This window comes from Pseudomonas sp. FW305-3-2-15-E-TSA4, assembly GCF_058787295.1.
Map to the genome: position 1 here is coordinate 1 of NZ_JBYSZP010000024.1, position 21,792 is coordinate 21,792.

23 protein-coding genes are annotated in these 21,792 nt (G+C 59.8%); 12 read left to right on the forward strand and 11 right to left on the reverse strand.

Annotated features, from left to right (window positions below; all coding sequences use genetic code 11):
- Nucleotides 1-753, reverse strand: a 753-nt coding sequence (locus tag AC3WMV_RS25765) for a tRNA sulfurtransferase (RefSeq protein ID WP_492561402.1), incomplete at its 3' end; no start/stop codon positions are given.
- Between the two features lie 329 nt (nucleotides 754-1,082).
- Here AC3WMV_RS25765 and glnA point away from each other — a divergent pair.
- The 5 genes from glnA to ntrC all read left to right on the forward strand — a co-directional run bounded on the left by glnA (nucleotide 1,083) and on the right by ntrC (nucleotide 6,650).
- Nucleotides 1,083-2,489, forward strand: a complete 1,407-nt coding sequence (glnA, locus tag AC3WMV_RS25770) for a glutamate--ammonia ligase (RefSeq protein ID WP_003220788.1) — start codon at nucleotides 1,083-1,085, stop codon at nucleotides 2,487-2,489.
- Nucleotides 2,490-2,773: 284 nt separating this feature from the next.
- Entirely contained in the window at nucleotides 2,774-3,286 is a 513-nt protein-coding gene (locus tag AC3WMV_RS25775; RefSeq protein ID WP_103368326.1) for a DUF4124 domain-containing protein, read from the forward strand.
- Nucleotides 3,283-3,900, forward strand: coding sequence for a DUF4124 domain-containing protein (locus tag AC3WMV_RS25780; RefSeq protein WP_103368314.1), 618 nt, complete (start codon nucleotides 3,283-3,285; stop codon nucleotides 3,898-3,900). The genes AC3WMV_RS25775 and AC3WMV_RS25780 overlap by 4 nt, the downstream gene beginning before the upstream one ends.
- 231 nt (nucleotides 3,901-4,131) lie before the next feature.
- The gene (gene glnL, locus AC3WMV_RS25785) at nucleotides 4,132-5,217 is read left to right on the forward strand and encodes a nitrogen regulation protein NR(II) (RefSeq protein ID WP_007961730.1); all 1,086 of its coding nucleotides are present in this window, start codon (nucleotides 4,132-4,134) and stop codon (nucleotides 5,215-5,217) included.
- Complete coding sequence (gene ntrC / locus AC3WMV_RS25790) at nucleotides 5,214-6,650, forward strand: nitrogen regulation protein NR(I) (RefSeq protein WP_007961729.1); 1,437 nt, start codon at nucleotides 5,214-5,216, stop codon at nucleotides 6,648-6,650. Before glnL ends, ntrC begins: the two co-directional genes overlap by 4 nt.
- A 519-nt stretch (nucleotides 6,651-7,169) precedes the next feature.
- On the opposite strand, the gene AC3WMV_RS25795 is transcribed toward ntrC, so the two are convergent.
- The gene (locus AC3WMV_RS25795; RefSeq protein ID WP_103368313.1) at nucleotides 7,170-7,610 is read right to left on the reverse strand and encodes a hypothetical protein; all 441 of its coding nucleotides are present in this window, start codon (nucleotides 7,608-7,610) and stop codon (nucleotides 7,170-7,172) included.
- Here AC3WMV_RS25795 and trmL point away from each other — a divergent pair.
- Nucleotides 7,609-8,064, forward strand: coding sequence for a tRNA (uridine(34)/cytosine(34)/5-carboxymethylaminomethyluridine(34)-2'-O)-methyltransferase TrmL (gene trmL / locus AC3WMV_RS25800; RefSeq protein WP_027611265.1), 456 nt, complete (start codon nucleotides 7,609-7,611; stop codon nucleotides 8,062-8,064). The genes AC3WMV_RS25795 and trmL overlap by 2 nt on opposite strands.
- 130 nt (nucleotides 8,065-8,194) lie before the next feature.
- Here the strand turns inward: trmL and secB are convergent, their stop codons facing one another.
- Genes secB through AC3WMV_RS25815 form a run of 3 tightly spaced genes read right to left on the reverse strand, consistent with a single transcriptional unit; the run spans nucleotide 8,195 to nucleotide 9,407 of the window.
- Nucleotides 8,195-8,680: a protein-export chaperone SecB gene (gene secB / locus AC3WMV_RS25805; RefSeq protein WP_027611264.1), complete on the reverse strand. Its 486-nt coding sequence runs from the start codon at nucleotides 8,678-8,680 to the stop codon at nucleotides 8,195-8,197.
- A gap of 57 nt (nucleotides 8,681-8,737) precedes the next feature.
- A complete protein-coding gene (grxC, locus tag AC3WMV_RS25810; RefSeq protein WP_003220774.1) occupies nucleotides 8,738-8,992 on the reverse strand; it encodes a glutaredoxin 3 in 255 nt (84 codons plus the stop codon).
- Between the two features lies 1 nt (nucleotide 8,993).
- Entirely contained in the window at nucleotides 8,994-9,407 is a 414-nt protein-coding gene (locus AC3WMV_RS25815) for a rhodanese-like domain-containing protein (RefSeq protein ID WP_007961724.1), read from the reverse strand.
- A gap of 154 nt (nucleotides 9,408-9,561) precedes the next feature.
- On the opposite strand from AC3WMV_RS25815, the gene gpmI reads away from it, so the two are divergent.
- The 6 genes from gpmI to AC3WMV_RS25845 all read left to right on the forward strand — a co-directional run bounded on the left by gpmI (nucleotide 9,562) and on the right by AC3WMV_RS25845 (nucleotide 17,877).
- On the forward strand, nucleotides 9,562-11,088 hold the full coding sequence (gpmI, locus tag AC3WMV_RS25820) for a 2,3-bisphosphoglycerate-independent phosphoglycerate mutase (RefSeq protein ID WP_007961723.1): 1,527 nt from the start codon (nucleotides 9,562-9,564) through the stop codon (nucleotides 11,086-11,088).
- 252 nt (nucleotides 11,089-11,340) lie between these two features.
- A complete protein-coding gene (locus AC3WMV_RS25825; protein ID WP_027611262.1) occupies nucleotides 11,341-12,627 on the forward strand; it encodes a murein hydrolase activator EnvC family protein in 1,287 nt (428 codons plus the stop codon).
- A gap of 31 nt (nucleotides 12,628-12,658) precedes the next feature.
- Entirely contained in the window at nucleotides 12,659-13,978 is a 1,320-nt protein-coding gene (locus AC3WMV_RS25830; RefSeq protein WP_027611261.1) for a S41 family peptidase, read from the forward strand.
- 2 nt (nucleotides 13,979-13,980) lie between these two features.
- Nucleotides 13,981-14,757 carry a divergent polysaccharide deacetylase family protein gene (locus AC3WMV_RS25835; protein WP_097086964.1) on the forward strand — a complete coding sequence of 259 codons (777 nt, stop codon included), beginning with the start codon at nucleotides 13,981-13,983 and terminating at the stop codon, nucleotides 14,755-14,757.
- 130 nt (nucleotides 14,758-14,887) lie between these two features.
- A complete protein-coding gene (locus AC3WMV_RS25840; RefSeq protein ID WP_103368312.1) occupies nucleotides 14,888-16,366 on the forward strand; it encodes a S1 family peptidase in 1,479 nt (492 codons plus the stop codon).
- A 206-nt stretch (nucleotides 16,367-16,572) separates the two neighbouring features.
- Nucleotides 16,573-17,877, forward strand: a complete 1,305-nt coding sequence (locus tag AC3WMV_RS25845; protein WP_103368311.1) for a Vps62-related protein — start codon at nucleotides 16,573-16,575, stop codon at nucleotides 17,875-17,877.
- Here the strand turns inward: AC3WMV_RS25845 and AC3WMV_RS25850 are convergent.
- From AC3WMV_RS25850 to hisB, 6 genes are all read right to left on the reverse strand, one after another.
- Entirely contained in the window at nucleotides 17,858-18,613 is a 756-nt protein-coding gene (locus AC3WMV_RS25850; RefSeq protein ID WP_103368310.1) for a substrate-binding periplasmic protein, read from the reverse strand. The genes AC3WMV_RS25845 and AC3WMV_RS25850 overlap by 20 nt on opposite strands.
- Before the next feature lie 73 nt (nucleotides 18,614-18,686).
- Nucleotides 18,687-19,457, reverse strand: coding sequence for an imidazole glycerol phosphate synthase subunit HisF (gene hisF / locus AC3WMV_RS25855; protein ID WP_007909211.1), 771 nt, complete (start codon nucleotides 19,455-19,457; stop codon nucleotides 18,687-18,689).
- Nucleotides 19,458-19,466: 9 nt separating this feature from the next.
- Nucleotides 19,467-20,204 carry a 1-(5-phosphoribosyl)-5-[(5-phosphoribosylamino)methylideneamino]imidazole-4-carboxamide isomerase gene (gene hisA, locus AC3WMV_RS25860; RefSeq protein ID WP_096796693.1) on the reverse strand — a complete coding sequence of 246 codons (738 nt, stop codon included), beginning with the start codon at nucleotides 20,202-20,204 and terminating at the stop codon, nucleotides 19,467-19,469.
- A gap of 42 nt (nucleotides 20,205-20,246) precedes the next feature.
- Nucleotides 20,247-20,507: a DUF2164 domain-containing protein gene (locus AC3WMV_RS25865; RefSeq protein WP_103368309.1), complete on the reverse strand. Its 261-nt coding sequence runs from the start codon at nucleotides 20,505-20,507 to the stop codon at nucleotides 20,247-20,249.
- On the reverse strand, nucleotides 20,508-21,146 hold the full coding sequence (gene hisH, locus AC3WMV_RS25870) for an imidazole glycerol phosphate synthase subunit HisH (RefSeq protein ID WP_103368308.1): 639 nt from the start codon (nucleotides 21,144-21,146) through the stop codon (nucleotides 20,508-20,510).
- The gene (gene hisB / locus AC3WMV_RS25875; protein WP_007909204.1) at nucleotides 21,146-21,739 is read right to left on the reverse strand and encodes an imidazoleglycerol-phosphate dehydratase HisB; all 594 of its coding nucleotides are present in this window, start codon (nucleotides 21,737-21,739) and stop codon (nucleotides 21,146-21,148) included. The genes hisH and hisB overlap by 1 nt, the downstream gene beginning before the upstream one ends.
- Nucleotides 21,740-21,792: the final 53 nt, after the last annotated feature.

Genomic DNA, 21,792 nt, shown 5'->3' on the forward strand with positions numbered 1-21,792 from the left:
GCCCAACACTTCTTCGAACGGAACACTGACAAATAGCACGCGTTGTGAGCTGCCGTACTTCTTCCAGATGAAATGCGCGACTTCCATCACGCCCAATTCGTGGGCACGACCGCCCAGATTGAAGAAGCAGAAATGCGCCATCAGGCCGCGGCGCATGATCTGGTACGCGGCAACCGTCGAGTCAAAGCCGCCGGACATCAGTACCAGCGTCTGCTCCAGGGCGCCGAGCGGGTAACCGCCGATGCCGTTGTGCTGGCTGTGGATGACAAACAACCGTTGGTCGCGAACTTCGATGCGAACTTCGATTTCCGGGTCTTTGAGGTCGATTCCGGCCGCACCGCACTCACGACGCAGCTTGCTGCCGACGTATTTTTCGACGTCCATCGAGCTGAACGGGTGCTTGCCTGCACGCTTGCAGCGCACCGAGAAAATCTTCCCGGCCAGTACATCGCCGTAGTGCTGTTTGCACTTCTCGGTGATGTCGTCGAAGTCGCCCAGCGGGTACTCGTCGATCTGCAGAAAATGCGCGACACCCGGGGTGCAGACCAGGCGCTCACCCATCTCTTTCAAGGCTTTAGGGTCGGTAACGCGGGTTTCCAGCTCGAGATTGTCCCACACACCGTTCACCACCACGGCCGGGTCCAGATCGCGGAGCACGGCGCGGATGTTCTTGGCCAGCTGGCGGATGAAACGCATCCGGACAGGGCGGCTTTTGATGGTGATCTCGGGGAAGACTTTTACGATTAGTTTCATGAAAACAGCGCGCGCAGGGCCAGCCGAAAAAGGGGGGGCGCGGATTATAGCGGAAATTGCTCAAGGTTTAACCAGTTAATATGCAGAAGGTTTCACTTGCACCAAAACGGGTCATTTCTGATTTGAAGCGCTACATTAAGGGGCGAGATTTTCACCCTTATGGCACTTTGCGGTGCTCAAAGCGTGAAATTGGGGCAAAAAACCCATGCTGGGGCACTGGCATGCAATTTGCTCCCTTGTGAGGCAGGTTGCCTTGGCAGAGTATCTGCGCCGGCATCACCCCTATTAAGGGCATCCACTACCAAGCCCTAAGCCACCCGGAGGACACTATGTCGAAGTCGGTTCAACTCATCAAAGATCATGACGTCAAGTGGATTGATCTGCGCTTCACGGACACCAAAGGCACTCAGCACCACGTGACCATGCCGGCTCGCGATGCGCTGGAAGACGACTTCTTCGAAGTCGGCAAGATGTTCGACGGTTCCTCCATCGCTGGCTGGAAAGGCATCGAAGCCTCCGACATGATCCTGCTGCCGGACGACGATACTGCCGTTCTCGACCCGTTCACCGAAGACGCAACCCTGATCCTGGTTTGCGACATCATCGAACCGTCGACCATGCAAGGTTACGATCGCGACCCGCGCGCCATCGCTCACCGCGCCGAGGAATACCTGAAGACCACCGGTATCGGTGACACCGTCTTCGCTGGCCCAGAACCAGAATTCTTCATCTTCGACGAAGTGAAGTTCAAGTCGGACATCTCCGGCTCGATGTTCAAGATCTACTCCGAACAAGGCTCGTGGATGTCCGACCAGGACATCGAAGGCGGCAACAAAGGCCACCGTCCTGGTATCAAAGGCGGCTATTTCCCGGTTCCGCCGTTCGACCACGACCACGAAATCCGTACTGCCATGTGCAACGCACTGGAAGAGATGGGCCAGACCGTTGAAGTTCACCACCACGAAGTGGCGACTGCCGGTCAGAACGAAATCGGTGTCAAGTTCAACACCCTGGTGAAGAAAGCTGACGAAGTTCAGACTCTGAAATACGTTGTGCACAACGTTGCCGACGCTTACGGCCGCACCGCGACCTTCATGCCGAAGCCACTGTACGGCGACAACGGCTCGGGCATGCACGTGCACATGTCCATCGCCAAAGACGGCAAGAACACCTTCGCGGGCGAAGGCTATGCCGGCCTGTCCGAAACCGCCCTGTACTTCATCGGCGGTATCATCAAGCACGGTAAGGCCCTGAACGGCTTCACCAACCCGGCCACCAACTCCTACAAGCGTCTGGTGCCAGGTTTCGAAGCTCCGGTAATGCTGGCCTACTCGGCGCGCAACCGTTCCGCCTCGATCCGTATTCCTTACGTCAACAGCCCACGCGGCCGTCGTATCGAAGCCCGCTTCCCGGATCCGGCTGCCAACCCGTACCTGGCTTTCGCAGCACTGCTGATGGCCGGCCTGGACGGTATCCAGAACAAGATCCACCCAGGCGATGCCGCTGACAAAAACCTGTACGACCTGCCGCCTGAAGAGGCGAAAGAGATCCCGCAAGTTTGCGGCAGCCTGAAAGAAGCCCTGGAAGAGCTGGACAAGGGCCGTGCGTTCCTGACCAAGGGCGGCGTGTTCTCCGACGACTTCATCGACGCTTACATCGCGCTGAAATCCGAAGAAGAAATCAAGGTCCGCACCTTCGTACACCCACTGGAATATGAGCTTTACTACAGCTGCTGATCCGGTAGCGCCGCGCCACGCGGCGTGACAAAAAGAGGCCTCCTTCGGGAGGCCTTTTTATTGCCCACGATTTATGAAACTACGCAAAACCCCTGTGGGAGTGGGCTTGCTCGCGAAGGCGGCGTATCAGTCGCCATCCCTGTCAATGACCCACCGCCTTCGCGAGCAAGCCCACTCCCACAGGGATTTTTGGCGTCTGAATGATCTCCGGATATGTCCCGGGTTGGGCCAACCGCCGCACCTGGCCTATGCTGCACCCCATCGCTTTCTTTCCGGTCGATTTCATGGGTCGCACCTTTCTCTACATCCTGCTGCTGATCGCCCCGCCCGCCGCCGCGCAGATCTACAAGTACACCGATGCCAATGGCAACACGGTTTACAGCGATCACTCGCCGGACGGTGTTCAGGCGCAGCCGGTCGAGTTGCCGCCACTCAACCGCGTCGAGCCACAGGCACCGAGCGCGCCAGCGCCTTCAAGCACCGACACACGCCCCGCGGCACGCAGTGCCTACGAGGTGCTGGAGCTGACCGGCCTGCCCAGCGAAGAAGCGCTGCGCGCCAACAACGGCACCTTCACTGTCAATGTGCTGATCAAGCCGCGCCTGCAGGCGCCGCACCTATTAAGGCTGGTGCTGGACGACACACCTTACGGCCAGCCGAGCAACGTGCCGATCCTGCAATTGGTGAATGTCGATCGCGGCGAGCATCGTCTCGCGGTGCAGGTGATCGACGGCGAAGTGATCATCCAGCAGAGTCCGGCGGTGGTGTTCACCGTACAGCGGGTGCACAAGCCGTGAGAAATTTCTGGCTGATCCTGTGCCTGTTCGCCCTGCCCGTTTCGGCAGAGGTCTTCACCTATGTCGACGCGCAGGGCAATCGCGTCTACACCGACCAGCCGCGCGGCAACGCCAAGCGCGTGCCTATCGCCACCAGCAATCGCATGTCGGCCAACCCCACGGCTGCAGCACCGATCAGCGCTGTAAAAAAGGTCGCGGAACAACCACCGTTTCACTACGACATGCTGCGCATCCTGATCCCCGAGCCGGATGCGACCCTTCGCAGCAGCGCGGGCGAGGTGATCGTCAGTGTCACCAGCGAACCTGGCTTACAGCAGGGCCATCGCTATCGCCTGCTGCTGGACGGCCAGGCCACTGGCGAGCCGGGACTTAGTCCGGTATTCCCGCTGAGCAACATCGACCGCGGCAGTCACAACCTGTCGGTGGAAATCCTTGATGAGCAGGGTCGCACTGTCGAGCGCACCGCCAACCAGCCATTCCACATGCTGCGCATCTCGCTGGCGCAGAAACGCCAGGTCAAACCCTGCGTCAGCGAGGACTACGGCGTGCGCCCGGAATGTCCGCTGAAAGACAAACCCGCCGAAGAAAAAAACCCCTTCCTGCGCTTCTTCTAACGCCATTCAGCTTTACGCACTATATTGGTGCAATAGGCTGCACCGTACCCAGATTCCAACCCATTTTGGTTCGAAACTTCCCGTTCGAGCTGGCACCCTGCCACTCAAACGAGCGTCAAACGCCTGTTTCACGGGTTGAACGCTTCTTTTCGGAGCCTTGGTTTGTTTTTTGCATTTTCCGTTTAACGACGCCTGCTTCTTGCGCACGCTCCGCCCCCAAAAGAGGCTCCGATGACTATTAGCGACGCAATCCACCGTTTGCTGCTCGACAACCTGACCACCGCCACCATCCTGCTCGACGCCGAACTGCGCCTCGAATACATGAACCCGGCGGCCGAGATGCTGCTGGCCATCAGCGGTCAGCGCAGCCATGGGCAGTTCATCAGCGAGTTGTTCACCGAGTCCACCGAGGCGCTCAACTCGCTGCGTCAGGCGGTCGAACAGGCACACCCTTTCACCAAGCGCGAAGCGATGCTCACCGCCCTCACCGGCCAGACTCTGACCGTGGACTACGCAGTGACACCGATCCTCAGCAACGGCGCGACCATGCTTCTGCTTGAGGTGCACCCACGTGATCGCCTACTGCGGATCACCAAGGAAGAGGCGCAACTGTCCAAGCAGGAAACCAGCAAGATGCTGGTGCGTGGTCTCGCTCACGAGATCAAGAACCCGCTCGGCGGCATCCGGGGCGCCGCGCAGTTGCTGGCCCGCGAACTGCCGGAAGACAGCCTGCGCGACTACACCAACGTGATCATTGAAGAGGCCGACCGCCTGCGCAATCTGGTCGACCGCATGCTCGGCTCGAACAAGCTGCCGTCGCTGGCGCTGTGCAACGTCCACGAAGTGCTGGAGCGCGTCTGCCAACTGGTCGAAGCGGAAAGCCAGGGTTGCATCACCTTGGTGCGCGACTACGACCCGAGCATTCCCGACGTATTGATCGACCGCGAACAAATGATTCAGGCCGTACTGAACATCGTGCGCAACGCGATGCAGGCGATCAGCAGCCAGAACGAGCTGCGTCTGGGCCGCATCAGCCTGCGCACCCGGACCATGCGCCAGTTCACCATCGGCCACGTCCGCCATCGCCTGGTGACCAAAATCGAGATCATCGACAACGGCCCGGGGATCCCTGCAGAACTTCAGGAAACCATCTTCTTTCCCATGGTCAGCGGCCGCCCGGACGGTACCGGGCTGGGCCTGGCCATCACCCAGAACATCATCAGCCAGCACCAGGGCCTGATCGAGTGTGACAGCCACCCCGGCCACACCACGTTCTCGATCTTTCTGCCACTGGAACAAGGAGCCACATCGACATGAGCCGTAGTGAAACCGTGTGGATCGTCGATGACGACCGTTCTATCCGTTGGGTTCTGGAAAAAGCCTTGCAGCAGGAAGGCATGACCACGCAGAGCTTCGACAGCGCCGATGGCGTGATGAGTCGTCTGGCCCGTCAGCAGCCTGATGTGATCATTTCCGACATCCGCATGCCGGGCGCCAGTGGCCTCGACCTGCTGGCACGCATCCGCGAACAGCACCCACGGTTGCCAGTGATCATCATGACCGCGCACTCCGACCTCGACAGCGCAGTGGCCTCCTATCAGGGCGGTGCTTTCGAATACTTGCCGAAGCCATTCGACGTTGACGAGGCGGTATCGCTGGTCAAGCGCGCCAATCAGCATGCGCAAGAGCAGCAAGGCCTGGAAGTGGTGCCGGCGCTGACCCGCACCCCGGAAATCATCGGCGAAGCGCCGGCGATGCAGGAGGTGTTTCGCGCCATCGGCCGCTTGAGCCACTCCAACATCACCGTGCTGATCAACGGCGAATCCGGTACCGGTAAAGAACTGGTGGCCCACGCCCTGCACCGCCACAGCCCGCGCGCGGCCTCGCCGTTCATCGCGCTGAACATGGCGGCGATCCCCAAGGACCTGATGGAATCCGAGCTGTTCGGCCACGAAAAAGGCGCATTCACCGGCGCGGCCAACCTGCGTCGCGGGCGCTTCGAGCAGGCTGACGGCGGCACGCTGTTCCTCGACGAAATCGGCGACATGCCGGCGGACACCCAGACCCGTTTGCTGCGGGTGCTGGCCGACGGCGAGTTCTATCGCGTCGGCGGCCATGTGCCGGTCAAGGTCGATGTGCGGATCATTGCCGCGACTCACCAGAATCTGGAAACCCTGGTGCACGCCGGGAAATTCCGTGAGGACTTGTTCCACCGCCTCAACGTGATCCGCATCCACATTCCACGCCTGTCGGACCGTCGCGAAGACATCCCGACCCTGGCCAAGCACTTCCTCAGCCGCGCTGCGCAAGAACTGGCGGTGGAGCCGAAGCTGCTGAAAAGCGAGACCGAGGAATACCTGAAGAACCTGCCATGGCCGGGCAACGTGCGGCAGCTGGAGAACACCTGCCGCTGGATCACCGTGATGGCCTCCGGACGCGAAGTGCACATCAGTGACCTGCCACCGGAACTGCTGAGCCTGCCGCAGGACTCGGCGCCAGTGACCAACTGGGAGCAAGCACTGCGCCAGTGGGCCGATCAGGCGTTGGCCCGTGGCCAGTCGAGCCTGCTCGACAGCGCGGTGCCGGCGTTCGAGCGGATCATGATCGAGACTGCACTGAAGCACACGGCCGGTCGCCGTCGTGATGCGGCGGTATTGCTCGGCTGGGGGCGTAATACCCTGACGCGCAAGATCAAGGAATTGGGGATGAAAGTGGACGGTGGGGATGATGATGAGGGGGATGAGGGCTGATCAACCACGCCCTCTGTGAGAGTGGGCTTGCTCACGAAAGCGCTATTCATGAAACGTATCAGTGACTGACGCGACGCCTTCGCCAGCAAGCCCGCTCCCACAGTGGTCCCGCCGTGCACCAACCTAATGCACTTTGACCCGTGATCGGGCATCGCAACCTGTGCAAAAACCATCCAGGCAAGACTGAAAAACCCAGCCAGTAAAAACACCAAAGCCCCGATTTTCGGGGCTTTGGTGCATTTGAGGGATTTTTCTGTTTCCAAATACTAAAACTGGCACGCCGCCTGCAATAACCCTCACAGGTGATTCGATTCACCACCCGTTTCGGGGACCTTGGTACAGGCAGGCCGGGGATTCCCCTCTTTACACCGGGTTCAAACCGCTACGCGGTGAACCCACCCTTTTGGGATCCTTGGTACAGGCAGGCCGGGGGTTCCCTCTTTACACCGGACCGACGCTCTCAGCGAAGTCCACCCCGTTTTGGGAACCCTGGTACAGGCAGGCCGGGGATTCCCGCTTTTATTGCTCCCGGAGATGGATCTCCAGCCGCCAGCGGTCATCGACCTTGCTGCCGGCCCACTCCCCTTGCAGCGGCCGCGCCGCCAGCACCGTCAGCAACAACCCACCGTCACTCACGCGCGTTCGCCAGTTCACGTCCTTGCCGTTGAGCTTGAGCTGACCCTTTTGCGCCTTGCCCTCTGCCTGAACCAACAGGGCCACGGTGCCATCGATGATTTCACCGTGCAGCTTCGGTTCGTTGTTGAACCACACCACCAGTCCGTCACCGGTCACGTCGACCTGCTGCAGCACGCTGGGGTCCGGCGTGGTCAGGCGACCGATCATCAAGCCGACCATCAAGCCGACAATCGCCAGCGAACCGATCACCCGCGGGAATAGTTTCGAACGCGGGTCGGCTTGCGGCGTAGAATGCGCGTCATCTTTACCTTCGGAGCCGTGCATGTTTCACGTCATCCTTTTTCAACCAGAAATTCCGCCGAACACCGGCAACGTTATCAGGCTGTGCGCCAACAGCGGCTGCCACCTGCATTTGATCGAACCGCTGGGTTTCGAGATGGACGACAAGCGCTTGCGCCGGGCCGGTCTCGACTACCACGAATATGCCACGTTGCAGCGCCACGCCGACCTCGCCAGTTGCCTGGAAAGCCTCGGCAACCCAAGGCTGTTCGCGTTCACCACCAAGGGCTCGCGGCCGTTTCACGACGCCGCGTTCGTCCCGGGCGATGCGTTCATCTTCGGCCCGGAAAGCCGTGGCCTGCCGGCGGAAGTGCTCGACGCCCTGCCCGCCGAACAGCGCCTGCGCCTGCCGATGCGTGAAGGCTGCCGCAGCCTGAACCTGTCCAACACCGTGGCGGTGGCCGTGTACGAAGCGTGGCGGCAGAACGACTTCAAATAACACCGGATAACAAATGTGGGAGCGGGCTTGCTCGCGAAGGCGTCGGATCAGATGACATTGATGTCGCCTGACACTGCGCTTTCGCGAGCAAGCCCGCTCCCACATTGGACTTGCGTCGTCGCTCAGATACTTACTGAACGGTCGGCGTCTCGCCAGCTTCCTGCATGCGCTGCAGCTCTTGCGCGTACAGGGCGTCGAAATTCACCGGCGCCAGCATCAGGGCCGGGAACGAACCACGAGTCACCAGGCTGTCCAGGGTTTCGCGCGCGTACGGGAACAGGATGTTCGGGCAGAACGCACCCAGAGTGTGGCTCATCGAAGCCGCGTCGAGGTTCTTGATCAGGAAGATACCGGCCTGTTGCACTTCAGCGATGAAAGCCACTTCGTCGCCGTTTTTCACGGTCACGGACAGGGTCAGTACCACTTCGTAGAAATCACCTTCCAGTTCTTTCTGACGGGTGTTCAGGTCCAGGCCGACGGTCGGGTCCCACTGCTGGCGGAAGATCGCCGGGCTTTTCGGGGCTTCGAAGGACAGATCGCGTACGTAGATGCGCTGCAAGGAGAATTGCGGTGCGGTTTCTTCTTCGCTGGCTGCAGTGTTCTGTTGGTCAGTCATCTCAGATCCTTTCTGATCTTGGGTCTTTTAGGGAGTGCTGTACGTGGGTGCAGCCGTTCAGGCCTTGAGCAGCGCGTCGAGCTTGCCGGCGCGCTCCAGGGCATACAAATCATCACAACCGCCGATGTGCTTTTCGCCGATCCAGATCTGCGGCACGGACGTGCGTCCGGCCTTCTGGCTCATGGCAGCACGAATCTGCGGCTTGCCATCGACCTTGATCTCTTCGAAGGCCACACCTTTGTTCGCGAGCAATTGCTTGGCTCGCATGCAGTAAGGGCAGTAATCGCTGGAGTAGACGATGACTTCGCTCATATCACTTCACCAGCGGCAGGTTGTCGCCTTTCCAGCTGGAGATCCCGCCGGACAGCTTGGCGGCAGTGAAGCCGGACTTCATCAGCTCGCGAGCGTGGGTGCCAGCGGTCTGGCCCAGGGCGTCCACCAGAATGATGGTCTTGGCCTTGTGCTTTTCCAGCTCGCCGGTACGCGCAGCCAGTTTGTCTTGAGGAATGTTGATCGCGCCAACGATATGGCCGGCGGCGTAATCTTTCGCCGGACGGATGTCCACCACCACGCCTGCGTCCTTGTTGACCAGTGCGGTCAGTTCGCCGGTGCTCAGGCTTTTACCGCCGCCCTGCATCGTGTGCGCCAGCAGCAAAGCCAGCAATACGACGAAGATACCGACAAGAATGTAGTGGTTAGTGGCAAATTCAATCAGGTGAGCAACCATCGAAGGAGGTTCCAGGGCGTTAAAATGTCGGCCAGTATACACAGCCACTATGGTGGGCCAAACCCCGTCCGGCGGTGACGTGGTCGGAACTAAGCATTAAACTCGCCACTCCCTTTTTCAACGCCCTCTTCTTTATTAGCCACGAGTGGATTCCATGACTACCACGCCTAAACCTTTGGTCCTGATGATTCTCGACGGCTTCGGTCACAGTGACAGCCACGAATCCAATGCCGTGTATGCGGCGAAGAAGCCTGTGCTCGATCGTCTGTGGGCCACGGTGCCGAACGGCCTGATCTCGGGCAGCGGCATGGACGTTGGTCTGCCAGACGGTCAGATGGGCAACTCCGAAGTCGGCCACATGAACCTCGGCGCCGGGCGCGTGGTGTATCAGGACTTCACCCGCGTGACCAAAGCGATCCGCGACGGCGAGTTTTTCGAAAACCCGACCATCTGCGCCGCCGTGGATAAAGCCGTGGCCGCCGGCAAAGCCGTGCATTTCATGGGTCTGCTGTCCGATGGCGGCGTGCACAGCCACCAGGATCACCTGATCGCCATGGCCGAACTGGCCTTCAAGCGCGGCGCCGAGAAAATCTACCTGCACGCCTTCCTCGACGGTCGCGACACGCCACCGAAAAGCGCCGCGTCGTCAATCGAACTGCTCGACGCGACCTTCCAGGCGCTCGGCAAGGGCCGCATCGCCAGCCTCATCGGTCGCTACTTCGCGATGGACCGTGACAACCGTTGGGACCGCGTATCTCAGGCCTACAACCTGATCGTTGACGGCAACGCCGAATTCAACGCCGCCACCGCTCAGGAAGGCCTCGACGCCGCCTACGCCCGTGGCGAGAGCGACGAATTCGTCAAAGCCACCACCATCGGCGAGCCGGTCAAGGTCGAAGACGGCGACGCCGTGGTGTTCATGAACTTCCGCGCCGACCGTGCCCGCGAGCTGAGCCGCGTATTTGTCGAAGACGATTTCAAGGAATTCGAGCGCGCGCGCCAGCCAAAAGTGCAGTACGTGGGCTTGACCCAATACGCCGCCAGCATCCCGGCCCCTGCAGCCTTTGCTCCGGGCAGCCTGGAAAACGTGCTTGGCGACTACCTGGCAAAAAACGGCAAGACTCAGCTGCGCATCGCCGAAACCGAAAAATACGCGCACGTGACCTTCTTCTTCTCCGGCGGCCGCGAAGAGCCGTTCCCGGGTGAAGAGCGCATCCTGATCCCTTCGCCGAAAGTCGCCACCTACGACCTGCAACCGGAAATGAGCGCACCCGAGGTCACCGACCGCATCGTCGACGCCATCGAGCATCAGCGTTACGACGTGATCGTGGTCAACTACGCCAACGGCGACATGGTCGGCCACAGCGGCGTGTTCGACGCTGCGGTAAAAGCCGTGGAATGCCTGGACACCTGCGTCGGGCGCATCGTCGAGGCGCTGGAAAAGGTGGGCGGCGAAGCGTTGATCACCGCCGACCACGGCAACGTCGAAAAAATGGCCGATGAAGAAACCCATCAGGCGCACACCGCGCACACCACCGAGCCGGTGCCGTTCATTTATGTCGGCAAGCGTGACCTCAAGGTCCGTGAAGGCGGCGTATTAGCGGACGTCGCGCCGACCATGCTGATGCTGCTGGGCCTGGAAAAACCGGCGGAGATGACTGGTACCTCGATTCTGGTCTGAACGAATCCATAAAACGCCGCAAAACCCTGTAGGAGTGAGCCTGCTCGCGATAGCAATCTGACAGTCAACTACTCTGTTGAATGTGAGAACGCCATCGCGAGCAGGCTCACTCCTACATTTGTGTATGGTTGTTTCAAAGATTATTTGATGCTGCATCTCCAGCCAGTTATCACACAAGCCCAATTGGGCGTTTTTTTTGCAGCCTCGGGCGGGCATACTAGGCCGTCCATTACCCTGGTGCCGCCCGCCTCTATGCTCCGCGTCCTGATCGCCCTCGCTCTGACCTGCCTGCTCCAACCGGCCTTCGCTGACGAGCGCGCGCAAACCCAACAGCAGTTGGATGCCACGCGTCAGGACATTGCCGAGCTGAAAAAGCTGCTGGGCAAGCTGCAGGAAGAAAAATCCGGTGTGCAGAAAGAGCTCAAGGGCACTGAAACCGAGATGGGCAAGCTCGAGAAGCAGGTCGATGCCCTGCAGAAAGAGCTGAAGAAAAGCGAATCCGAGCTGCAACGACTCGATGCGGAGAAAAAAAAACTCCAGAGCGCGCGCACTGAACAGCAGCGACTGATTGCCATCCAGGCCCGCGCGGCCTACCAGAACGGCCGTCAGGAATACCTCAAGCTGCTGCTCAACCAGCAGAATCCCGAGAAGTTCGCCCGCACCCTCACCTATTACGATTACCTGAGCCAGGCCCGCCTGGAGCAGTTGAAGAACTTCAACGAAACCCTGCGCCAACTGGCCAATGTCGAAAAAGACATCGCCATGCAGCAGGCGCAATTGCTGGTACAGAAAAGCAGCCTCGACACCCAGCGCGACGAACTGGAAAAGGTCCGCAAGGAGCGCCAGCAAGTCCTCGCCAAGCTCAACGATGACGTAAAGGCCCGCGACCAGAAACTGGCCGCCCGCGAGCAGGATCAGGCAGACCTGTCTAAAGTCCTTAAAACCATTGAAGAAACCCTGGCCCGCCAGGCCCGTGAGGCAGAAGAAGCGCGACAGAAAGCGCTGATCGCCCAGCAGGAAGCGGAAAAAAAGCGTTTGCGTGAGGCGCAGGCTGACAACAGCGACGCCCCACGAAAACCAGTCAAATCAACCCCCGGCGCGCTGGTGTCCAGCAGCGGCGAGACCTTCGGTGGCCCTTTTGCTGCAACCCGGGGAAAACTTCCGTGGCCGGTTGATGGTCGATTGCTGGCACGCTTCGGCGAAAGCCGTGGCGACGATGCCCGTACCAAGTGGGATGGCGTGATGATCAGCGCCGCCGCCGGCAGCCAGGTGCATGCCGTGCACGGCGGGCGCGTGGTGTTTGCCGACTGGTTGCGTGGTGCCGGGCTGCTGGTGATCCTTGATCACGGCAATGGTTATCTGAGTCTTTACGGTCACAACCAGACACTGCTCAAGTCGGCCGGTGACGTGGTAAAAGCCGGTGAGTCGATCTCCACTGTGGGTAACAGTGGCGGTCAGGACACACCAGCACTGTATTTCGCAATTCGTCAGCAGGGTCACCCGAGTGATCCGGCGCAATGGTGTCACGCGCAAGGATAAGCGCGTCGCCTAATTCAGGAGTTCGTTCGACATGCTGCATTTGTCCCGCCTTACCTCGCTGGCCCTGACGATCGCCCTGGTGATCGGCGCGCCTCTGGCGTTCGCCGCTCAACCGGCCCCGGCCGTCGCCCCGGCAGGCACTGCCGCGACCGCCAAGGCCCCGTTGCCGCTGGAAGAGTTGCGCACCTTTGCCGAGGTCATGGACCGGATCAAGGCGGCGTATGTCGAGCCGGTGGATGACAAGACTCTGCTGGAAAACGCGATCAAGGGCATGCTCAGCAACCTCGATCCGCACTCCGCGTATCTCGGCCCTGAAGACTTCACCGAACTGCAGGAAAGCACCAGCGGCGAATTCGGCGGCCTGGGCATCGAAGTCGGCTCCGAAGACGGTTTCATCAAGGTCGTCTCGCCGATCGACGACACCCCGGCGTCGAAGGCTGGCATCCAGGCCGGTGACTTCATCGTCAAGATCAACGGTGCGCCAACTCGCGGCCAGACCATGACCGAAGCCGTGGACAAGATGCGCGGCAAGATCGGCCAGAAGATCACCCTGACCCTGGTGCGCGACGGTGGCACGCCGTTCGATGTGACCCTGGCCCGCGCCGTGATTCAGGTGAAGAGCGTCAAGGCGCAGCTGCTGGAATCGGGCTACGGCTACATCCGCATCACCCAGTTCCAGGTCAAGACCGGCGAAGAGGTCTCCAAGGCCCTGGCCAAGCTGCGCAAGGACAACGGCAAAAAGCTCAACGGCATCATCCTCGACCTGCGCAACAACCCGGGCGGCGTGTTGCAGGCGGCAGTGGAAGTGGTCGACCACTTCATCAAGAAAGGCCTGATCGTCTATACCAAAGGCCGGATCGCCAACTCCGAACTGCGCTTCTCCGCCACCGGCAAAGACGAAAGCGAAGCGGTGCCGATGGTCGTGCTGATCAACGGTGGCAGCGCCTCCGCTTCGGAAATCGTCGCCGGCGCCCTGCAGGATCAGAAACGCGCGGTAGTCATGGGCACCACCAGTTTCGGCAAGGGCTCGGTGCAAACCGTGCTGCCGCTGAACAACGACCGCGCGCTGAAGATCACCACGGCACTGTACTTCACGCCGAACGGCCGCTCGATCCAGGCCCAGGGCATCGTCCCGGACATCGAAGTGCGCAAGGCCAAGATCACCAACGAAGCGGACGGCGACTACTTCAAGGAAGCCGACCTGCAAGGTCACTTGGGCAACGGCAACGGCGGCGCAGACAAGCCGACCGGTTCCGGCACCAAGGCCAAGGCCATGCCGCAGGATGACGATTACCAGTTGGCCCAGGCCCTGAGCCTGCTTAAGGGCTTGAGCATCACGTCCGGCCGTTGAGGATGTCTTTGCGTTTGCTCTTCGTCCTGCTGTGCTATCTGGCGGGTGCTGCTCACGCAGAACCCGCCAGGACGCCACCGCCAAAAGCCTACCTGACGCTGATCATCGACGACCTGGGGCAGAACCTGCCCCGGGATCGCCGTGTGCTGGCTCTGCCCGGCCCAGTGACCACGGCGATCATGCCCGACACCCCGCACGCCACCGAATTCGCCCGCGAAGCCCATCGCGCCGGCAAGATCGTGATCCTGCACATGCCGATGGATCCGGCCACCGGTCCGTACGCCTGGCACCCCGAACTGCCGCTCGAAGAGCTGCAAAAGCGCCTCGACGCCGCGTTCAAAATGGTCCCCTACACGGCGGGCATCAACAACCACATGGGCAGTCGCATGACCGCCCAGCCGGTGGCGATGGCGTGGCTGATGGGCGAGTTGCAGCGTCGGCACAAGTTCTTCGTCGACAGCCGCACCAGTGCGCAAACCGTGGCGGCGCGGCAAGCACAGAAGATCGATCTGGCGAGTGTTTCGCGCGATGTGTTTCTCGATGACGAACGCACCGAAGCCGCCATTTTCAACCAGCTGCAGACGGCGATCAGCCTGGCCCGCAAGCAGGGCTCGGCCGTGATGATCGGCCACCCTTACCCGCAGACGCTGGCGGTGCTGGAACGTGAATTGCCGAAGCTCAAGGCGCAAGGCATCGAGTGGATCGATATCAAGCAGATGATCAGCGTGCGGAGTAACAAAGCGACAGCTGCACACGGGAAAAATGGAATTTATCGTTAAGCTATCAACTGATTAAATTCTCATAAGCCTCTACGTCCAAAATAAGCAGCAATAACTTATAGAACCGACTCAAACCTAACTGTCTTATTCTGCGCCAGTCTTGCACCCATATATTAGCCAAGGACTGGCCATGAACTTTAAATATATCCACCCAAGCTTTTTATTACTGACGGCCTTCTCACTTCCTGCCTGTTCCAGCCCTGTCGATTACGGCAAGGGCGCTGAAAACTTCTCACCGTCGCAACACCTGACTAACAAAGATGGCGAAAATAACCACTGGATGGGAATCGGTGAGTACAAAAGCCGCGAGCATGGTTCCTGCACCGCCTTCCTGATCGACACTAACAGCTCTCGACCGTCCGATTCCGCCTATGCACTGACCAGCGCCCACTGCGTGGGCAAGGAAAACGGGGTCATGCGACTAGATGACCCTATCGAAGCCAGCATTACCTTCAACAGCTTCATCGATACGACTGCTGCCTCCAGGACCGTTTCTCTGCAGAAAGTAGCCTGGAGCAGTATTCAGGGTGTCGACCTGGCTCTGTTGGAGCTTGGAGTGTCACAGGGCGAACTTCTGGCTCAGGGCATCACGCCCATGAAACTGGCCCGGCAGGCGCCGGCAGAAGATAGCGACATTCTGATAGTGCACAAACCCGTGGGCTCTCCATTACAAATGTCAGCCTGCACCCACATGCCCTCCCCGGCGATTTTCGAAAAGCCCTGGGTTTGGCGGCATACCGTCAGCAACCAATGCAAAGATATTGCTTCCGGAAGCTCGGGGAGTCCGGTCATCGTTCGAGCGACCAACGAGGTCTATGGCGTCCTTGGGACCTTGGCTCACCATCTGACGCCGCTGCCTGGATACGGTCAGATGCCGAGCGGCAGTTACGGCAGTCCCACCTCGGTTTTCAACAACTGCTTTATCGATGGCAAACTCAATACGGATCCGCAGGTGTGCGAATTATTTCCGGCAGCCTCTATCAGACTGCCTGCCCAACTGCCAACGCATGCAAAGATCAGCGTAACCGCTCAGGGCAACTACGTTTATCCAGAATGGAACTTTGAAATAACCGCCAGCACCCGGTTTATCCGGACCAAACGCACGTCGGACCCGGTCGAATGCGAAGTTCCGCAAGCCTACAGCCAGCCAATCACCACCGGCACTGCGCCGACTCGAATAAATGTTCCGATGGGACCTGAAACCGGGCCTAGCAACCTTTGCATCATCGCCACAAACAGTACTGAGGACATATTACCCGCAGGCACTTATCGCAATGCCGTCACTGTTCCCACTTATCTGGTTGATGCGGGCCCGACGCCTGTTCCGACCATAGAGACTTCGTTTAACAAAGAGATAAACAGGGCACTGATTCTGTGGCCGGAACGCAAGAACGAGGGTCTTGATCGATACGAGGTAAAAGGCGGCCTTGCTGAAAAAGTCAGTTGCGAAGACCCGCAGGGTTATAGGCATGTGACCTCCAATTGGCTACGCCCGCAAAGCAACTTCCCCCTCAAACTCTGCGTTTACGCTGTCGACCCCAACAATCAGCGCTCAGAATTGAAGGAATACATCCTGGAATGGGAAGCGCTCGAAAACAGCGCCCCCTGAGCTGACCAGTAACGTAGGCCTTGTGCTTCTGCATCAATAGGCAAAACAGGAGCGCAAGGCTGCCCATGGCAAGGAACGGTTTTTTGGAAATAACTGGTCACGACGTCATACATAGTTACCGCCAGAGACCGGTTGCGATTACCGATAGTGAGACCTGCAACAGGTCGCGACTCCCTTGAGTCGCCGTTCAACTATCAGGAGTGACCATGACCATTCATGACCAGGCCGCAGCGCCATCCAGACAAATCGAGCCGATCCGCCACGACAATCTGCTGATCCATTTCACCACGGAGTTTCACCGCATCTGGGACAGCACCGGCTCACGGGCTAAACCCGCGGCCTTCTGGCGCCCGACTCCGGCTCCGGATGTATTGCCGGGCTATTTCCCGCTCGGCGACGTGTTCGTCGCCGGGCACGACAACATTAACGGCAGCACCGTGGTAGCTGTGGTTTGCGAAGGCGATGCACCCAGTGCAGATCCGGCCAGGGGCCCGGCATTAAGGCGCCCGGACGATTTCGAGCTGATCTGGAAAGATTCCGGCTCAGGCTCGAAGAAAGACGGGGCCGTATGGCGACCGATCGCCCCGCAAGGTTATGTGGCCATGGGCGCGGTCTGCTCCAATGATCACGAAAAACCTTCACTCAACGCGGTTCGCTGTGTACGCGCCGATCTGGTGGTCGCCTCGGACGTTGGCGAACTGATCTGGAATGACAGGGGCAGCGGCGCCAAGCAGAGCTTCAGTGCATGGAGTGTCATACCACCCAATGCACCGCCGGGAGAGATTCATTTCGCACCGGGAACATTTGTTGCGGCCAGCAGTTTCAACCGGCCAGAGGGCAATGTCGGTGCCTATTCACTAAGCATGCAGATCGCGCCGCTGATCCAGTCACCGCCACAGCTACCAACGCTCTCCGCAGCGCAAGCCCCAGAAACCAAGGGAGCGGCCACCCTCGCCCAAGTCATCGAGCTGCCATGGTTCGTGGTCAAGGATGACTTGTCGCCAATTGAGCAATTACGCACCACGCCGTTTTATCGCCTGGAAAGAACCGACCAGTACTATTTGGTTGGGAGCGGACACAACACAGGCGAGGAGGCACGGGCTTTCAAGTGGACTGCGCAGCGGCTGCAGAATCCGAAGACGCTGCGTCTGTTCACTCAACTTACTGCGATCAGTTTTGTGAGCCCGTGGGCAACGAAGGCAGACGCTCCTCCGTCACTTCCATTCTCGGCAAGACTGGACAGCCAGTTCACTCACAGCGAGACGTCAACCAGTGGCTGGCAGACTCCATTTGTTACCCATGTGATCGCGATGGCTGGCAAAGGCAAATTCGTCGCGGTTTATCAGCTGGAGAGTTTCTACGAGCTGCGTCGTGCTGACGGCTCGCAAGCGGGGATCAATCTGGCTTACACCCAGAACGATAACCTGAGTCTGCTGCAGTATCCGCCGCAAGAATGCACCCACCAGGCAACAGACAAGTCGTTGCCGACGGCTACAGATAGCGCCCCATGATTTCGTCGATAACCCCGTCCTTGCGCATTTGATCCAGCGCCGCCTGCAGCCTGGCGACCGTTGCGTCCGACACGTCCTTGTTCAGCGCCAGATATAACTCGGCGCTGTTGAAGCGCAACACGGTCTTGAGCCCGGTGACCCCGTCCTGCCGCGCCAGATAACGCCCGGCAGGATCACCCGTGGCCCACAGGTCGATCTGACCGTTGACCAGTTTTTTTGCGTTGTCCTGATCGCGCAGCACGACCATAGGCTTCAAGCCCTGTTTGGTCAGCGTCTCGGCAATCGCGTCGCCCTTGTAGGCGCCGATCTTGTATTTGCGCGCATCGTTGAGGGTGTCGAGGGTGATTTTGCTGTCGGCCCTGGCCAACATGATCCAGTCGTCCGGACCGATCGGGCCGACCCATTTGAACAGGTTTTCGCGGTCCGGCAGGCGGGCCATCACGAAGGCGCCGTAACCGGGGTTTTCCAGCGCCAGTTTGTAGACGCGCTCCCATGGGAAGCGCAGCGTCAGGCTATAGGTGAGCCCGGCGCGCTTGAACATTTCGCGGACGATGTCGGCGGCAATGCCGTTGATGTTCTCGCCCTTGGCGAAATTCTTGCCGTCTTTCGCCATGTTGTAGGGCGGAAAGTTTTCGGTGAGGAGCACCAGATCGGTGTCGGGACTGTTTTCGGCCCGCGCCGTGTTGAGCAACAACACAGAGGCACTGGCGAGAACAAGAAGCAGGCGTTTGATCATGTCGGGCTACCGGAATCCATGGCGTGCCCAAGAGTGCCTTGGGTACGCCATGCTGTCCACTGGCCTGTACGGTTTAGCGCATCACGATGCCGCGTTTGGCCATGTACGCTTTCGCTTCCTGCACGGTGTATTCGCCGAAGTGGAAAATACTCGCCGCCAGCACCGCGCTGGCGTGGCCTTCAAGGATGCCGTCGGCCAGATGCTGCAGGTTGCCGACGCCGCCGGAGGCGATCACCGGAATGCCCAGCGCATCGCTGATCGCGCGAGTCACGCCGAGGTCGAAGCCGTTTTTCATGCCGTCCTGATCCATACTGGTCAGCAGGATTTCGCCGGCACCCAGGCCTTCCATCTTCTTCGCCCACTCGACCGCGTCGAGGCCGGTCGGCTTGCGCCCGCCGTGGGTGAAGATTTCCCAGCGCGGGGTTTCGCCCGGGCCGGAGACCTTCTTCGCGTCGATGGCGACGACGATGCACTGCGAGCCGAAATGCTGCGCCGCTTCGCCAACAAACTCCGGATTGAACACCGCTGCGGTGTTGATCGAAACCTTGTCCGCACCAGCGTTGAGCAGGTTGCGAATGTCCTGCACGGTGCGCACGCCACCGCCGACGGTCAACGGGATGAACACCTGGCTGGCCATGCGCTCGACGGTATGCAGCGTGGTGTCGCGGCCATCGACGCTGGCGGTGATGTCGAGAAAGGTAATCTCGTCGGCACCCTGCTCGTCATAACGACGGGCGATTTCCACCGGGTCGCCGGCATCGCGGATGTTCTCGAACTTCACACCTTTGACGACCCGGCCGTTGTCCACGTCCAGGCAAGGGATGATGCGTTTGGCCAGCGCCATGGTCAGTCCTCAGCCTTGGTACGCATCGCAGAAAGCTTGCGCTTCGGCGACGTCGAGGGTGCCTTCGTAGATCGCCCGGCCAGTGATTGCACCGATGATGCCCGGCGCCTTGGCGTCGAGCAGCGACTTGATGTCACCCAGATTGTGGATACCGCCGGACGCGATCACCGGGATCTTCGTCGCTGCCGCCAGTGCAGCGGTGAACGGTACGTTGCAGCCCTGCATCATGCCGTCTTTGGCGATGTCGGTATAAACGATCGAAGACACGCCGTCGGCTTCAAACTGCTTGGCCAGGTCGATGACCTGCACGGTGCTGATTTCAGCCCAGCCGTCGGTGGCGACGAACCCGTCTTTGGCATCCAGGCCGACAATGATCTTGCCCGGGAACGCGCGGCAGGCCTCAGCGACGAACGCCGGATCTTTAACGGCTTTGGTGCCGATGATCACGTAACTCACGCCCGCCTTGACGTAATGCTCGATGGTTTCCAGCGAGCGAATGCCGCCGCCGATCTGGATCGGCAGGTTCGGGTAGCGCTTGGCGATCGCGGTAACCACTTCACCGTTGACCGGCTGACCTTCGAATGCGCCGTTCAGATCGACCAGATGCAGACGACGGCAACCGCCCTCCACCCACTTGGCAGCCATGCTCACCGGGTCCTCGGAGAACACTGTGGAATCTTCCATGCGGCCCTGGCGCAGACGTACGCAGGCACCGTCCTTGAGATCGATAGCGGGAATAATCAGCATCTGGCAAACCTTCAAATTTGAATGTTCAGCTTGGCTCGGAAATCAGTTTTTCTCGAGCGCCCACAGGTCGCTTTCGATGCTTTCAAACCGCTCTTTGAGGTGGGTCTGCACATCGAAAATCGCCCTGTTGTAATAGTGCGGAGCAATTTCGCGGGTAAACAGCTCAAGAATTTCCGCCGCCTCGAACGAACCCAGGTCGAGTTCGAACCGATCCTCCATGAACCGCTGGATCTTGCGGTTGGCTTCACTCTCCTGTTCGGGAGTGAGGGTCAGGATCGGCGGCTTGGACTTCTTGGCAACCATTTACCAGCGACCGTCCCACGCGGCGAAGTTCTGCAGCAATTGCAGGCCATGGGTATGGCTCTTCTCCGGGTGGAATTGCACGGCGAAACGCGAACCTTCGGCCAGCGCGGCAGCGAAATCGACCCCGTAATGACCGCTACCGACCACCTGCCGCGCGTTGGCAGCGGCGATGTAATAGCTGTGCACGAAGTAGAAACGCGCCATGTCCGGAATGTCGTGCCACAGCGGGTGACTGACCTTCTGCTTCACCTCGTTCCAGCCCATGTGCGGGACTTTCAGGTGCTCGCCGTCTTCATGCAGGTCTTTGCCGAAGAACTTCACCGCGCCCGGGAACAGGCCGATGCAGTCGACGCCGTCGTTCTCTTCGCTGCTGTCGAGCAGGGCTTGCATGCCGACGCAGATGCCGAGGAACGGACGATCCTGGCTGACTTCACGCACCAGCGCGTCGAAACCGAGACGACGGATCTCCGCCATGCAATCGCGAATCGCACCAACGCCGGGGAACACCACGCGGTCGGCTTCGCGGATCACGTCCGCATCGCTGGTGATCAGCACTTTGCCGGCGCCGACGTGCTCGAGGGCCTTGGCCACCGAGTGCAGGTTGCCCATGCCGTAGTCGATAACTGCAACCGTCTGCATTACAGAACGCCTTTGGTCGATGGCATTTGCCCGGCCATGCGCTCATCCAGCTCGACGGCCATGCGCAGCGCGCGGCCGAAAGCCTTGAACACGGTTTCGATCTGGTGGTGGGTGTTGGTGCCACGCAGGTTGTCGATGTGCAGGCTGACCAGCGCGTGATTGACGAAGCCCTGGAAGAATTCCTGGAACAGGTCGACGTCGAAGCCGCCCACGGTGGCGCGGGTGTACGGCACGTGCATCTGCAGGCCTGGACGGCCGGAGAAGTCGATCACCACACGCGACAGCGCTTCATCGAGCGGCACGTAAGCATGACCGTAGCGACGGATGCCTTTCTTGTCGCCGATGGCTTTGGCGAAGGCCTGGCCGAGGGTGATACCGACGTCTTCCACGGTATGGTGGTCGTCGATATGCAGATCGCCCTTGCATTCAATATCCAGGTCGATCAACCCGTGACGGGCGATCTGATCCAGCATGTGCTCAAGAAAAGGAACACCGATATCGAATCGGGCCTTTCCGGTGCCATCAAGGTTGATCGAGGCTTTGATCTGGGTTTCCAGAGTGTCGCGCTCGACAGACGCCTTACGTTCGGCCATCACCAGCTCCGCAAAATCATTGGGCGAAAAAGGCAGCCATTATAGGCACGCGG